This window comes from Paenibacillus sp. 01L418 (assembly GCF_056400045.1).
Genome location: NZ_JBFTSN010000146.1, coordinates 1 through 14,206 on the forward strand (window position 1 = coordinate 1; position 14,206 = coordinate 14,206).

At 47.1% G+C, this 14,206-nt stretch carries 13 protein-coding genes; 11 read left to right on the forward strand and 2 right to left on the reverse strand.

The window, feature by feature from the left end:
* Nucleotides 1-4: 4 nt before the first annotated feature.
* Nucleotides 5-3,028 carry a beta-galactosidase, LacZ type gene (gene lacZ / locus AC1DSE_RS18020; protein ID WP_477527983.1) on the forward strand — a complete coding sequence of 1,008 codons (3,024 nt, stop codon included), beginning with the start codon at nt 5-7 and terminating at the stop codon, nt 3,026-3,028.
* Between the two features lie 82 nt (nt 3,029-3,110).
* Here lacZ and AC1DSE_RS18025 read toward each other — a convergent pair whose 3' ends face one another.
* Complete coding sequence (locus tag AC1DSE_RS18025; RefSeq protein WP_477527980.1) at nt 3,111-3,980, reverse strand: helix-turn-helix transcriptional regulator; 870 nt, start codon at nt 3,978-3,980, stop codon at nt 3,111-3,113.
* A 120-nt stretch (nt 3,981-4,100) separates the two neighbouring features.
* Between AC1DSE_RS18025 and AC1DSE_RS18030 the strand changes: the two genes are divergently transcribed.
* The 8 genes from AC1DSE_RS18030 (at nt 4,101) to AC1DSE_RS18065 (ending at nt 11,336) form a co-directional block, all read left to right on the forward strand.
* Nucleotides 4,101-5,204, forward strand: a complete 1,104-nt coding sequence (locus AC1DSE_RS18030; RefSeq protein ID WP_477511226.1) for a glycoside hydrolase family 172 protein — start codon at nt 4,101-4,103, stop codon at nt 5,202-5,204.
* Nucleotides 5,205-5,303: 99 nt separating this feature from the next.
* Nucleotides 5,304-5,621, forward strand: a complete 318-nt coding sequence (locus AC1DSE_RS18035; RefSeq protein ID WP_083682390.1) for a Dabb family protein — start codon at nt 5,304-5,306, stop codon at nt 5,619-5,621.
* Nucleotides 5,622-5,652: 31 nt separating this feature from the next.
* Nucleotides 5,653-6,102 (forward strand): nickel-responsive transcriptional regulator NikR, encoded by a 450-nt coding sequence (gene nikR / locus AC1DSE_RS18040; protein WP_339208511.1) that lies wholly within the window; start codon nt 5,653-5,655, stop codon nt 6,100-6,102.
* A 254-nt stretch (nt 6,103-6,356) separates the two neighbouring features.
* Complete coding sequence (locus AC1DSE_RS18045; protein WP_477527984.1) at nt 6,357-7,898, forward strand: ABC transporter substrate-binding protein; 1,542 nt, start codon at nt 6,357-6,359, stop codon at nt 7,896-7,898.
* A 21-nt stretch (nt 7,899-7,919) separates the two neighbouring features.
* Complete coding sequence (locus tag AC1DSE_RS18050; protein ID WP_441882088.1) at nt 7,920-8,915, forward strand: ABC transporter permease; 996 nt, start codon at nt 7,920-7,922, stop codon at nt 8,913-8,915.
* Complete coding sequence (locus AC1DSE_RS18055; protein WP_441882091.1) at nt 8,912-9,772, forward strand: ABC transporter permease; 861 nt, start codon at nt 8,912-8,914, stop codon at nt 9,770-9,772. The genes AC1DSE_RS18050 and AC1DSE_RS18055 overlap by 4 nt, the downstream gene beginning before the upstream one ends.
* A gap of 45 nt (nt 9,773-9,817) precedes the next feature.
* Entirely contained in the window at nt 9,818-10,741 is a 924-nt protein-coding gene (locus tag AC1DSE_RS18060) for an oligopeptide/dipeptide ABC transporter ATP-binding protein (protein WP_430061780.1), read from the forward strand.
* Nucleotides 10,731-11,336 carry an ABC transporter ATP-binding protein gene (locus AC1DSE_RS18065; RefSeq protein WP_477527981.1) on the forward strand — a complete coding sequence of 202 codons (606 nt, stop codon included), beginning with the start codon at nt 10,731-10,733 and terminating at the stop codon, nt 11,334-11,336. The genes AC1DSE_RS18060 and AC1DSE_RS18065 overlap by 11 nt, the downstream gene beginning before the upstream one ends.
* Here the strand turns inward: AC1DSE_RS18065 and AC1DSE_RS18070 are convergent.
* A complete protein-coding gene (locus AC1DSE_RS18070; protein ID WP_339209573.1) occupies nt 11,333-12,175 on the reverse strand; it encodes a helix-turn-helix transcriptional regulator in 843 nt (280 codons plus the stop codon). The genes AC1DSE_RS18065 and AC1DSE_RS18070 overlap by 4 nt on opposite strands.
* A 127-nt stretch (nt 12,176-12,302) precedes the next feature.
* Here AC1DSE_RS18070 and fabF point away from each other — a divergent pair, with 127 nt between their 5' ends.
* Both fabF and AC1DSE_RS18080 read left to right on the forward strand, forming a co-directional pair.
* Entirely contained in the window at nt 12,303-13,541 is a 1,239-nt protein-coding gene (gene fabF, locus AC1DSE_RS18075) for a beta-ketoacyl-ACP synthase II (protein ID WP_477511224.1), read from the forward strand.
* A 230-nt stretch (nt 13,542-13,771) separates the two neighbouring features.
* Nucleotides 13,772-14,206 (forward strand): AI-2E family transporter (locus tag AC1DSE_RS18080; RefSeq protein WP_477527982.1); only part of this gene is annotated, 435 nt, incomplete at its 3' end.

Consider the following 14,206-nt stretch of genomic DNA (forward strand, 5'->3'; position numbering starts at 1 on the left):
TGAAATGAAACCGACGATAAATTGGCTTACCGATTTAAGCGTATTTGCTGTGAACCGGCTGCCAGCACATTCTGATCATCGCTATTACGAATCAATAGAGGAAGCAGCCGCTGATGACCAAATGGCACTTCGCTATGATCTAAACGGAAGCTGGAAATTCAGCTATGCCGTGAAACCGGAGGATCGTCCAGAGCGATTCTACCAATTGGATTATGTTTGCGATAGCTGGGGAGATATTAACGTGCCGGGACATATCCAAATGCAGGGTTACGGCAAACCGCAATATGTAAACACGATGTATCCTTGGGACGGTCATCATGATATTCGTCCACCAGCTATTCCGGAGGATCATAACCCTGTCGGCAGCTATGTTAAATATTTTAAGGTACCAGCTAATATGCAGCAAAAACCAGTCTACATTTCGTTTCAAGGTGTGGAGTCAGCGTTTTATGTATGGTTGAACGGTGAATTTGTTGGATACAGCGAGGACAGCTTTACGCCAGCGGAGTTTGATTTATCGCCTTATTTGGTGGATGGCGAAAACAAGCTTGCGGTTGAAGTTTATCAGCGCAGTACGGGCAGCTGGCTGGAAGATCAGGACTTCTGGCGTTTCTCAGGCATTTTCCGTGATGTTTATTTGTATTCCGTTCCAAGTATCCACGTCCGTGATCTATTTGTTCATGCAGATTTAAATGATGACTATACTAATGGCAGTATTCAAGCAGATATGAAACTCGAAGGACAGCAGCCATCGAGAATAAGGATGGAACTAAAGGATGCAGACGGTTTAACTGTTGTGACGGTTTCCTCTGATTCGGTCGAAGGTCCATCCTTATCCCTTTCATTAGATGCAGGTGTAGTGATCCCTTGGAGTGCAGAAAAGCCTTATTTGTATATGCTTTATATTACGGCTTATGATCAAGCAGGTCATCTCATTGAAGCGATTCCTCAAAGGGTTGGCTTCCGCAAATTTGAAATGATCAATAAAATCATGCATCTAAATGGCAAGCGTATCGTATTTAAGGGCGTTAACCGCCATGAATTCAATAGCCGCAAAGGAAGAGCGATTTCGAAGGATGATATGCTTTGGGATATTGCAACGCTCAAGCGCAACAATCTGAATGCGGTGAGGACCTCTCATTATCCGAACCAATCGTTATGGTATGAGCTTTGTGATATTTATGGCGTATATGTCATCGATGAGATGAATTTGGAGACGCATGGCTCATGGCAGAAAATGGGCGCAGTTGAGCCTTCGTGGAACATCCCGGAAAACAAGCCGGAATGGCAGCCTATCGTGATGGATCGTGCGATTTCCATGGTTGAACGCGATAAGAACCATCCATCTATTCTGATTTGGTCAGTGGGCAATGAAGCTTATGCAGGCGAGGTGCTCTTGAACGTATCGAATTATTTCCGCGAGACGGACCCTAGCCGTTTAGTTCATTATGAAGGTGTATTCCATAACCGCAAATATAACGACACAAGCGACATGGAGAGCCGGATGTATGCTAAGCCCGCTGATATCGAAGAGTATTTGAACGATGACCCGCAAAAGCCATATATTAGCTGTGAATATATGCATGCCATGGGCAACTCAGTAGGCGGCATGCATAAATACACGGAGCTTGAACAAAAGTATCCGATGTATCAAGGCGGCTTCATTTGGGACTATATTGACCAGGTCATCGTGAAGAAGGACCGCTATGGTAAAGAGTTTCTTGCTTACGGCGGAGACTTCGATGATCGCGCGACGGATTATAACTTCTGTACGAATGGTATTGTTTATGCGGATCGCAAGGAATCACCGAAGATGCAGGAAGTAAAATTTCTTTATCAGAACTTGAAGCTTATTCCTGATCGCCATGGCGTGACGATTAAGAATGAGAATTTGTTCGAGGGTACGGATGCATATGATTTAGTTGTTTGCCTCCATCTTGAAGGAAAAGAAATATTCCGCAGTACATTATCCGTAGATGTGGCTGCACAAAGCGAATCATATGTGAAGCTTGAGCTTCCTGAGGCAGCGGAGCAAGGGGAATATGTACTGCATGCTGCGCTCACATTGAAAGAAGATCAATTATGGGCACAAGCGGGCTATGAGATTTCCTTCGGACAATTTGTGTTTGTAGTGGAAAATCGTGTGGAAGCCGTGCATCCGGAAGGTTCGCTTCGAGTTGTCGAAGGTGATGTTAACATTGGCATGCATGGTCGCGACTTCAGCATCATGTTCTCTAAGCAGGCAGGCACGCTCACATCGGTCAATTATGCGGGAAGAGAGATGATTGCTATCCCGCCGGCGCCTTTATTCTGGCGTGCAACAACGGATAACGATAAAGGCTTCTCGCTTGGCTTCGATTCCGGTGTATGGTTTGCGGCAAGCCTGACACGTAAATGTACTCAAGTTGAACTTACCGAGCAGTCTGGAAGTGCAACCGTTACCTTCCAGTACAAGTTGAGCATTAGTTCGGAAGTGCTTGTCACCGTAGCGTATACCGTGTTCGCAGACGGCAGCTTGAACGTCAAATCCCGCTACAAAGGAGCGGAAGGGCTGCCGAAGCTGCCAATATTCGCATTATCATTCAAGGTTCTCGCAGATTATAGCCATTTGGATTGGTATGCCATGGGGCCGGAAGAGAACTACATTGACCGGGCATTTGGCGCAAAGCTTTGTGAGTTCAGCAACAATGCCGCAGACAATGTATCCGGCTATGTCGTGCCGCAAGAATCAGGTAATCGCACGGGCGTTCGCCGTGTAAATATTACGAATGATTATGGTCGCGGCATTCGAATTACAGCGCCTGCAGCGCAGCCGGTAGAATGCAATATTTCGCCTTATACAGCATTTGAGCTTGAAAGTGCCAGCCATCATTACGAGCTGCCGAACGTACATTATACGGTAGTTACCGTAGCCGGCAGACAAATGGGTGTTGGCGGTGACGACAGCTGGGGTGCGCCAGTCCATGACGAATATCTCATTCCAGCAAATCAAGATTTGGCGTTTGAATTCAATATTCATCGCGTATAAGTTATGTTTATGAACAAGGCTATGTAAAATGAAGAGAGGCTGTCCCCAATGTAGATCATTCTACTTTAGGGGCAGCCTCTATTTATTTTTTCTGCCGATACTTGGAAGGACTGCAGCCTTCACTCCCTTTGAATGCGCGGCTGAAAGCATGAATGTTCGAATAGCCGAGCTGCTCAGCGATATCCTGCATCGGCAAATAAGTAAACTGAATCATCATTTTAGCTTTTTCAATACGGATCTGCTGATGATATTGAATCGGTGTTTGCTGAAACAGGTTTTTGAACAAATGGATCAAATGGAATTTGCTTATATGGAATCGCTCAGACAGCTCATCCAGCTTGATGCAGCGGTGCACGTTATGCTCGATGTATGAACGAACATCCGTAAGCAGCCCCAGCTGTCCATCACTTTTCGTTTTGCTGCCCCAATATTGCTCTCTCATGATGAGGGACAGAATCGCCAGCAAACAGCCTTTGATACGGATCTCATAAAAGGGAGGTTTCGTTTCGAATTCGCGAATCATTTCGAAGAGCGATTGTTCCAAAGGAAATGGGTCTCCAAGGCGAAAATGAGTAGGCATAAGAAACGGTGATGCGGATAGCTCATGATCACGAAACCAGCCCTTCTCCTTCGTATTCATCTGATGGAGCGGTTTAAAGGAAACGCCAACATCTTGGCTGTCAGGCTGAACATACAGATCAAAATGAACATGGGGCTGGCGGACTCTCGTTCCGCCAATATTTTGAATAGCGTGTCTTTGCCCGGGCTTAAAGAAGAAGCAGTCTCCAGCCTTTCCGTGATAGACAACATCCTCCACGGTTACGAGCATTTGACCCTCCATGAGGTATAGCAGTTYATAATCCCAAATAACCCGCTCATCCATCTTCCACGTAGGCTCCAGCACACTGTCCATAGCCACCCGAATATAGGGGGACAGTTTATCGACCTGCATATCGATCACCTCAGCAATTTATGATAAACAACTTAACAATAAAAGGTAAGGGATAATCATATCTATCATTATATAATAGGCTCGATAATAAACAATAATTGATACATGAGGTGATGGACTATGCTGCAGCAGCACGGACTAGGATTTGGTTTATCCTCCGCTCCGCTCGTCACGAATGCGCGTACCCGATCCATTTCAGCAGAAAATGTGAATGGTGAGAAGGGGCAAGGCGGTAAAGAAGCGAGCAACTTGGGCATTGGAAGAAAAGGCAGGCCTGCCATAACACTGGGTCAAGGTGAAGAAGTGACGCTTGCCCATATTCAAGGGACGGGAGTAATTCAACATTTCTGGATTACTGTCGCGGACAAAACAGGCAGAGGGCATGCGGCACAATACGTGCTTCGTGATCTTATTCTGCGCATGTACTGGGATGATGAGACGAGCCCATCGGTGGACGTTCCGCTCGGTGATTTTTTCTGCAATGGCTTCGGTGTGCGAACCAACGTTCATTCCCTTCCAATTGCTGTCGTTCCGACGGGCGGCATGAACTGTTATATTCCAATGCCGTTCCGGAAATCGGCGAAAATCACGATTGTAAATCAGCATGCTGCTAACATAGATGGTTTTTTCTATACGTTTAATTATTCGCTCGTTGATGAGCTGCCAGAGAATGCAGCGTATTTTCACGCGCAGTGGCGCCGTGAGAAAGTGACGGAAATAGGCAAAGACTATACGATTCTGGATAATGTCAAAGGTGCAGGACAATATATCGGCACATACCTTGCATGGGCCGCACTCGAGCGGAACTGGTGGGGAGAAGGCGAGATCAAATTTTATATGGATGGCGATCAAGATTGGCCTACGATTTGTGGAACGGGCACGGAGGATTATGTGGGAGGCGCATGGTGCTTCAGCAATACACGGACAAATGAACCCGAATCGTATTCCACGGCGTATTTGGGCTATAAGTTTTACAAGGAAACGACGGAGGTCGACCCTTGGTATGGTCATAATGTACCCATGCACGGCATGTACCGCTGGCATCTGCCCGATCCGATTCGATTTGAAAATGATCTGCGTGTGACGATTCAGCAAATCGGTCACGACCATACGAAGCTGTTCGAACGCTCCGACGACATTTCATCCGTAGCCTATTGGTATCAGATGGAGCCGCATGCCCCATTTCCTCAGCTGCCCCCGGCTAATGAGCGATGGCCGAGGTAAGCATAAGGCAGTGAATACATTCGTGATAACAATAGAATAGAAGTCCATGATATGATAGGGAGAACGTCGTATTTTACAAAAGAAAGGAGTTATTCGAATATGTACGAGCATCTCGTATCATTTAAGTTTAAAGAGAAGCTTTCTAGCACCAAAGAACAAGAGCTGCTGAGCGCTCTTTATTCCTTGCAAACAGAAGTTCCAGGCATCATTGAATTGACTGCAGGCTGTAATGCAACGACAGAAACGGATAATATTCAAGGTTACACACTGGGCTTGCGAGTTACCTTTAAAGATCAGCAGTCTTTGCTCGACTACGGTCCACATCCTGCACATCAGCATTTTGTAGGTTTGCTGGACGGGCTGCTTGATAACGTAATCGTTGTTGATTATCCTATCTTGAATAAACCGATCAACTAGATGTCGAATCTGAAGCAGGCAGGGTGAGCAAATGGCTGAAAAGGAAGAGCTGGTTCGGTTTGGCGTGTCCTTTCCGGCACCGCTGATTGATCAATTTGATCGATATACAGACGAACTTGGCTATCATAATCGATCGGAAGCCATTCGTGATTTGGTTAGGCGAGCCTTGCTTGAGCCAACTCGAATGAACGGTCAGGAGCATGTTGCAGGTACGATTGTTCTCGTATATGATCACCATGTCAGTGATTTACCCGTTGTTCTGATGGAGGTGCAGCATCGCTTTCATCATGATATTATTTCCAACATGCATGTCCACTTAAATCATGATCAATGCTTGGAGGTTATCGTCGTGAGAGGACAGCTGTCGCGCCTGCGGTCGCTGCATCAGCAGATTCAAGCACAGAAGGGCGTCATTTATGCCGAGCTCTCCGTTACTTATGCGGATAAACATGATTCTGCCAAAGAGCATACTCATACTTGAGATCGGAAGCTGTTATATTTGAATCTATCAATAGGGTTGTACAAATAAGAGGATTTCTAACATGTCGACGCTGTCGATGTTAGGTCCTCTTTTTTTTCTGGCGTTTTTTGAGCGAATTTTGAAGAAAAAGGATGAAACTCTATCAAAGTCGTGTTACACTATCACATAATCGTGTTACTTAATGTAACGCCACAGGAGGGGTTGGGTTGAAAACTATCGTTTCAGCTATCACTTATGCAATCATTGTTGTATTCATCATCACAGGATGCAGCGGCGTGAAGCCGGCAGACACTACTGCCAAAACAGATGAGCTAATTGTTGCGGTAGGATCAGAGCCGGACACCGGTTTTGATCCGATTAAGGGCTGGGGACGGTACGGCTCTCCGCTGTTCCAAAGTACACTGCTTAAACGAGATGATGATTTGAATATTGTGAAGGATTTGGCTGCTGACTATCACGTAAGCGAGGATGGCAAGTCGTGGACGGTCAAGCTGCGGGAGGATGTCGTATTCTCCGACGGAAAGCCGTTAACCTCAGAGGATGTGAAGTTTACATTCGATACAGCTTCCAGCAATGGAGCTGCGATTGATCTCACTAATTTAGCAAACGTAGAAGCAGGAAATAACGAAGTTGTGTTTCATTTAAAGAAACCGCAATCGACATTTGTTTATTATCTTATAACGACAGGTATTGTACCTAAACATGCTTATTCGAGCAGTTATGCGGAAAACCCGATCGGCTCAGGTCCGTTTACATTCGTACAATGGGATCGCGGACAGCAGCTAATCGTAAAGGCAAACGCAAACTATTACGGAGACAAGCCGTATTTTCAGAAACTGACTTTCTTATTTTTAAATGAAGACGGCGCATTCGCGGCGGCAAAGGCTGGAAGCGTTGATCTTGCTTATATACCGTCCACGTTTAGCAAACAAAAGGTTGCTGGCATGCGGATTGAAGCAGTAAAAACAGTAGATAACCGCGGAATAGCATTCCCCTATGTCAAAGCTGGCGGCAAAACGGAAGAAGGTTATCCCATTGGAAATGATGTAACCGCAGATAAAGCAATACGCCTGGCTATCAATACAGTAATTGATCGTCAGCAGCTGGTCGATGGCATTTTGGACGGACATGGCTCACCTGCCTATACAGCGAATGATGGTCTTCCATGGTGGAATGATGAGACGAAGGTCAAGGATAATGATGCTGCTGCAGCCGCAAAAATATTAGCGGATGGAGGCTGGGTGGACAGCGATGGTGATGGTATCGTCGAAAAAGGGACGTTAAAAGCACAGTTTACACTTCTGTATCCTTCAAGTGACGTTACACGGCAATCGTTAGCGCTGGCTGCGGCGGAAATGGTGAAAGCTGCCGGCATTCACATTTTAGTTGAAGGTAAAAGCTGGGACGAGCTTGAGAAGCTGATGCATTCGAATGCTATGCTGCTAGGCTGGGGAAGTCATGACCCGCTCGAAATGTACAATCTATACAGCAGCACATTTGGTGGCGTTGACTATTACAATACGGGTTATTACAGCAACCAGACCGTGGATCAGCTGTTTGAACAAGCATTGGACGCACGTACGGAGGAAGAAGCACAGGCCTATTGGAAAAAAGCGCAATGGGATGGACAAACGGGACTGAGTGCAAAAGGCGATGCTCCATGGGCATGGCTCGTAAATATTGATCATTTGTTTCTCGTGAAGGACAAGCTTAATATCGGAAAGCAGCGTATTCAGCCGCATGGTCACGGATGGCCTGTAACGGACAATATTGAGAGCTGGCGCTGGGAAGAGTAACGGGCGGGAGAGGTTGTCAGCATGCTACAGGGGGTTATTGTTTTTGTAGGGAAAAAGTTTATCCGATTAATTGCGCTGCTTGCATCGGTCAGCATCATTACTTTTGCGCTTGTTGCTTTATCGCCGATTGATCCCGTGCAATCGTATATTGGAGCAGATGTCATGCGTGTCGGTGCAGAGCAAAGGGAGCAGATTGCTGCTTATTGGGGACTTGATCGACCATTCGCTGAACGATTTATAAAATGGGCGTCTGCTCTGCTGCAAGGAGATATGGGCACCTCAATGATATACAGAGAGGCTGTAACGAAGGTGATTGCGGATCGTTTCTTGCACTCGGTACTGCTCATGGCATTCGCATGGACGCTGTCAGGCATTATTGGGTTTGCCGCTGGCGTGGCCGCAGCTATAAAGAAGGATTCATGGTTGGATCGGTTGATCAAAAGCTATTGTTATACGCTGGCTTCGACGCCTGCCTTTTGGATCGGCCTGCTGCTTATGATGGTATTTGCTGTATGGCTCGGCTGGCTGCCAGTAGGGCTTGGTGTTCCTGCTGGGGTATTGGCAGGGAGCGTAACGGCTGCCGATTATATTCGTCATATGATTTTGCCAGGTATTACTCTGAGTGTCGTGGGCATCGCACCGATTGCACTCCATACACGCCAGAAGCTGATTGATGTGATGGAAAGCGATTATTATTTGTTTGCCAGAGCACGAGGTGAATATGGTGTGAGTTTGTTTCTTAGACATGGTCTTCGCAACATTGCATTGCCTGCGATTACGCTGCAGTTTGCTTCATTTGGCGAATTGTTCGGTGGAGCTGTTCTTGCAGAGCAGGTGTTTTCTTATCCGGGACTCGGTCAAGCGACGGTAGAAGCGGGTCTTCGCGGTGATGTGCCGCTGCTTATGGGGCTTGTCTTATGCAGTACGATCTTTGTATTCACTGGCAATGCGATAGCTGATTATTTTTACCGTATGGTTGATCCAAGGCTGAGGTACGGGAAGGAGGCGCAAGGATGAATCAGCTTACGATTTTACAGAAACCAGCTGCTCGGAAGCGTTCAAACGAACGGCGACGAATGCTTATATCGGCAATAGGTGCAGCGCTTCTGCTTGTAAGCATCGGCATAGGTAGCTGGCTTCTTGATTCATCGGGACTTTCAGTTCAGCTGAATAATCGGAACTTGCCTCCCTCGCTAACTCATTTGTTCGGAACCGATTGGCTGGGGAGGGATATGCTTTCCCGCACCGTAAAGGGACTGGCACTTAGCATTCAAGTTGGGCTGCTCGGTTCGATTTCCAGTGTATTTATTGCAGCGATGATGGGATTGATGGCGGCAACGCTTGGGAAGACAGCTGATCGCATTATTTCCTGGCTTATTGATGTTTTTCTAAGCGTACCTCATCTCGTATTGCTTATATTGATAGCTTTTGTTTGCGGGGGCGGCCTTAAAGGGGTAGCCATCGGCATCATGTTGACGCATTGGCCAAGCCTTGCTCGAGTGATTCGCGCGGAGGCGATGCAGCTCATGTCAGCGGAATATGTGCTAGTTGCGAGGAAGCTCGGAAGATCACGTTTGTCTGTTGCTGCGAGGCACTTATCACCGCATTTATTTCCGCAGTTGTTGGTTGGTTTTCTGCTGTTGTTCCCACATGCTGTGCTGCATGAAGCGGCGATAACCTTCCTTGGCCTTGGCATGTCACCGCATCAGCCCGCAATAGGAATTATCCTTTCTGAATCCATGCGTTACTTATCGACGGGAATGTGGTGGCTTGCGTTATTTCCGGGACTCGGATTGCTGCTGACTGTACGCGCGTTTGATAAGCTAGGCAACCATTTGCGGCTGCTCATTGACCCGCGGAATGCTCAGCTATGACGCTAAAGGAAGGCAATATTGATCAATATGGAGGGAGGTGCCCATATGCCGCTGCTGGAGGTGAATAAACTATCCATTTCCTTTATGCACTATGTGAAAGGCAGCTCGCAGGAACAGGTTTCGATTATTGATGAGCTGGATTTCGCGATAAATGAAGGTGAAATCGTAGCCGTCGTTGGAGCGAGCGGATCGGGAAAAAGCCTGCTCGCTCATGCGATTATGGGCATTTTGCCTAAAAATGTTGTGATGACCGGAAGCATCTCATACGGCGGAGAAGTGCTGAATGAAGCTAAGCTTAAGCGCTACCGCGGTAAGGAAATTGCCTTAGTACCGCAATCGGTAAGCTTCCTTAATCCGTTAATGCGAGTAGGCAAGCAGCTGCGCACGCGCGAAGATGGCGCTGAGCAGCTTCAGGAACGGAGAGGGTTATTTGCGCGGCTTCAGCTTGGAGCACATGTGGAGAGGCTGTTTCCCTTTCAGCTCTCAGGAGGCATGGCTCGTAAGGTGCTTGTCTCTACGGCAGCGCTGGAAAGAACAAGGCTGATCATTGCAGATGAACCTACGCCAGGCATGCATCCGGATGATGTTACAGAGGCGCTCGGCCACTTCAAGCAGCTCGCTGAAGGCGGCTGTGCCGTGTTGTTTATTACACATGATATTGAAGCGGCTCTTCGAATTGCCGATAAGGTCGCTATATTTTATGCGGGAACCGCTGTTGAGGTCGCTTCGGCCAAAGATTTTCACGGAAATGGTGAGCAGCTTAGGCATCCATACAGCCGCGCCTTGTGGCGTGCGCTTCCTCAAAATGGTTTCGAACCGCTGGCCGGGACGCAGCCTGCAAGGAGTTCTGCGATTTCAGGCTGTCTCTTTGCTGAACGCTGCAGCTTGGCTACAGAACGATGTGTTGACAGCAGGCCGGCGGCTCGCAGCCTTCGAAGTGGAATGGTGAGGTGTGTTCATGCGACTTGAAGGAAGGAATCTCGGCTGGCGTTATGCGGACGGTCCTTGGTTGTTTAAAGATTTTAGCATTTCGATACAGTCAGGAGAGGTCGTCGGCCTTATTGGACCTAGCGGGAGCGGAAAAACGTCGTTAGGCCGATTATTGGCTGGTTATTTGAACCCTATTGCAGGAGAAGTGTCGGTTGATGGACGGAGTAAGAGTAATAAAGGCTCTGATCCTGTCCAAATGATTTTTCAGCATCCAGAGCGCGCGGTTAATCCAAGATGGCGGTTGGCAAAAACAATGACTGAAGGTTGGTCCCCGGATGCTGCGCTGCTTGAAGCGTTAGGCATTAAGGAACAGTGGCTGCGTCGTTATCCAAATGAGCTGTCAGGCGGAGAGCTCCAGCGCTGCTGTATTGCGAGAGCTCTCGGACCAGATACCAAATTTCTCATCGCAGATGAAATGACGACCATGCTTGATGCAATTACGCAGGCGCAAATATGGCATAAGATGCTTGAAATTKTCCGAGCTCGCCAAATGGGCTTGCTTATCATTAGTCATGATCATGCGCTTGTAAACAAAATTTGCAATCGAACGATTTCATTTCCAAGCCAGCGCTAATCTTGTCCGCCCATTAGTCTGCGCAGCTTAGCTTCGGTTGATGTTTCAGGTGCAGGCGTATAGACGCTGCATCGTAGATCGGTATTTCCCTTTACTTGAAATGAGGTCAGGTGAAACAACATCTTTCCGACTCGTGCATGTCGAAATTCCAGCAATACATCTGGAGCAGAGCTGACCTGGCTTTGCTCCCAAAGATATTGAAACTCCGGATGGCTTCGCTTCATTTCATCAATAAACCGCTCATACCAATCATCCTGCACATATTGACCGTAATAGGCGCGAAAGATAGCTAGAAATCCCCCTACAAAATGCTCCCAATTTCCCGCTAGCCTGCGGAATTCTTTCCTTGTGAACAATAACTCAATCATATTTCGCTGTTCAGCTGGAATTTGGTCAAAGTCCATAAAGACATGCGAGGCGGCCTCGTTCCAACCGACGATTTGGCAGCGCCGATCGGATATTATGGTTGGACAGAAGCGGAGCTCCTTTAAAATTCTTTTTAAAGAGGGCGTAATTTCGGTCTGCTCCTCATTAATAGGCAGAGCGCTATAACCGGAACCGAGGGCGAGGGCGTACAAATATTCCCGTTCATCGTCATTTAACTGCAGAGCCGCCGCAACACAATCCAGAACAGACGCCGATACTTGAATATCTCTGCCTTGTTCTAGCCAGGTATACCAAGTTGTGCTGACGCCAGCAAGCTGAGCGACCTCCTCACGTCGTAAACCAGGTGTTCTCCGCCGTGTTCCGATAGGGAAACCAACGTCCTCCGGCATGATTTTGGCACGCTTTGATTTTAGAAAGGATGATAATGCTTGTAGTCTCGTCTCTCGATTAATCATGATTTCCATCTCCGTACTCTCTTTATAGTAGTACTCATTATACTATAATAAACAACAACTTGTAATAGGATAAAGAGTATGACAAACTACTACCCATAAAGGATTTTGCGAAGGAGGAAATAAGATGGAACGTGTCGTCATTACGGGGATGGGTGTCATCTCGCCGCTAGGGAACAGTGTGGAGCGTTTTTGGGACGGATTGGTGCATGGACAATCTGGTATTTCCACGATTGATACATTTGATGTAAGCAAACATAAATCGAAAATTGCAGGTGTCGTAAGAGATTTTGATGGAGAAGCTTTATTTGGGAAAAAAGAAGCCCGTCGGATGGATCGGTTTAGCCAGTTTGCGATAGCAGCTGCTGAACAAGCGCTGGAGGATGCAGCACTTAAGGTTGAAGAGACAGATCGGGAACGTGTTGGTGTTTATGTAGGCTCTGGCATCGGCGGCATACAGACGCTGCTTGACCAAGCTGAAGTGCTGCATGATCGAGGGCCAGATCGTGTTAGTCCAACGCTTGTTCCGATGATGATTGCGAATATGGCAGCGGCGATGATCAGTATTCGGTTCGGTACGCAGGGGCCGTCGATGGCGCCAGTTACCGCATGCTCGATTGGGAATACCGCAATTGGTGAGGCTTGGCGGCTTATTCGATCAGGCAGCGCAGATGTCGTTATTGCAGGAGGAACGGAAGCGGCAGTGACGGATATTTCACTCGCGAGCTTCGGCAATGCAACATCGGTATCAACGCGGAATGAAGCACCAGCTTCGGCAAGCAGACCCTTTGATGCAGGGCGCGACGGCTTTGTTATGGCCGAAGGAGCAGGCATTCTCATACTCGAATCACTGTCACATGCGCAGCAAAGAGGAGCCCGCATTCATGCGGAGGTTATCGGCTATGGCGCCAGTTCAGATGCGTATCATATGGTCGCGACTCATCCCGAGGGTATTGGTGCTTATCAGGCGATGAAGCATGCGCTGAGGGAAGCTGGCTTGGAGCCTAATCAAATTGATTTAATAAGCGCACATGCCACCAGTACGGAAATCGGAGACCGTTCCGAAACGGCAGCCATTAAGAAGCTGTTTGGTGACCTCGCGTATCAAATTCCGGTGACAGCTAACAAATCGATGACAGGTCATATGCTTGGTGCAGCTGGCGGAGTAGAGGCTATCGCACTCGTGAAGAGCATGCAGGAGGGGATTATCCCGCCAACGATCAATCAAGAACAACCAGATCCAATTTGTGATCTTGATTATGTGCCAAACGTTGCGCGCGAAGCTGAGATTAATATAGCGATGTCCAATTCCTTCGGCTTCGGCGGTCATAATGCCGTAATTATTTTGAAGAAATTTCAGGCTTGAACATGATGTAATATCGTAAATTTTCTTAATTCCAAAAATAAAGCAAGAGCTGGGTCGGCGGATTACTGCCGTTAACCCAGCTTTTTTTATTTTGTAATAAATTCGAGTGTGATTGCGGGCAGCAGGGAGAAAAAACCAGTACTCCAAACGATTCAATTCATGAGAGGAAGGGTAAAGGTTATGTAACCTATAGATGACAAGATCAGTTAAAAAGAGAAGAAGGTGCAGGCATGGCCAGACATAATCGATTTTTTAGATGGTGTTTCACGATTATTTTGGTATTAATTATTATTTATTTGGGGTCGCGCGTTTCATTTATATTTAAACCTGTGCTTTCCTTATTCAGTATGATTATCGTTCCGCTTATGCTGGCAGGCTTTTTTTATTACTTGCTGCGCCCGCTCGTCAATGTGATGGAGCGGCATAAGGTTAATCGTACGCTCGCAATTTTACTTATTTATTTGATTTTCGCCATTATGATGGTTGGCTTCAGCATCTTGGTATGGCCTTCCGTGCGTACGCAGCTCAATAATTTGGTTGAAAATGCACCCGCTTTGTTTACTACTTTAAGCGAGCAAGTTGCAGAGCTTGAGCATAATGGGTTTTTATCGTCCTTTTTGCCGCAGGATTCGAATCTGTTATCTAAGCTTACGGAGTATTTGAAC

Coding starts and splice junctions, on each gene's coding strand:
- lacZ (WP_477527983.1), top strand. CDS start 5: ATGAAACCGACGATAAATTGGCTTACCGATTTAAGCGTATTTGCTGTG.
- AC1DSE_RS18030 (WP_477511226.1), top strand. CDS start 4,101: ATGCTGCAGCAGCACGGACTAGGATTTGGTTTATCCTCCGCTCCGCTC.
- AC1DSE_RS18035 (WP_083682390.1), top strand. CDS start 5,304: ATGTACGAGCATCTCGTATCATTTAAGTTTAAAGAGAAGCTTTCTAGC.
- nikR (WP_339208511.1), top strand. CDS start 5,653: ATGGCTGAAAAGGAAGAGCTGGTTCGGTTTGGCGTGTCCTTTCCGGCA.
- AC1DSE_RS18050 (WP_441882088.1), top strand. CDS start 7,920: ATGCTACAGGGGGTTATTGTTTTTGTAGGGAAAAAGTTTATCCGATTA.
- AC1DSE_RS18055 (WP_441882091.1), top strand. CDS start 8,912: ATGAATCAGCTTACGATTTTACAGAAACCAGCTGCTCGGAAGCGTTCA.
- AC1DSE_RS18060 (WP_430061780.1), top strand. CDS start 9,818: ATGCCGCTGCTGGAGGTGAATAAACTATCCATTTCCTTTATGCACTAT.
- fabF (WP_477511224.1), top strand. CDS start 12,303: ATGGAACGTGTCGTCATTACGGGGATGGGTGTCATCTCGCCGCTAGGG.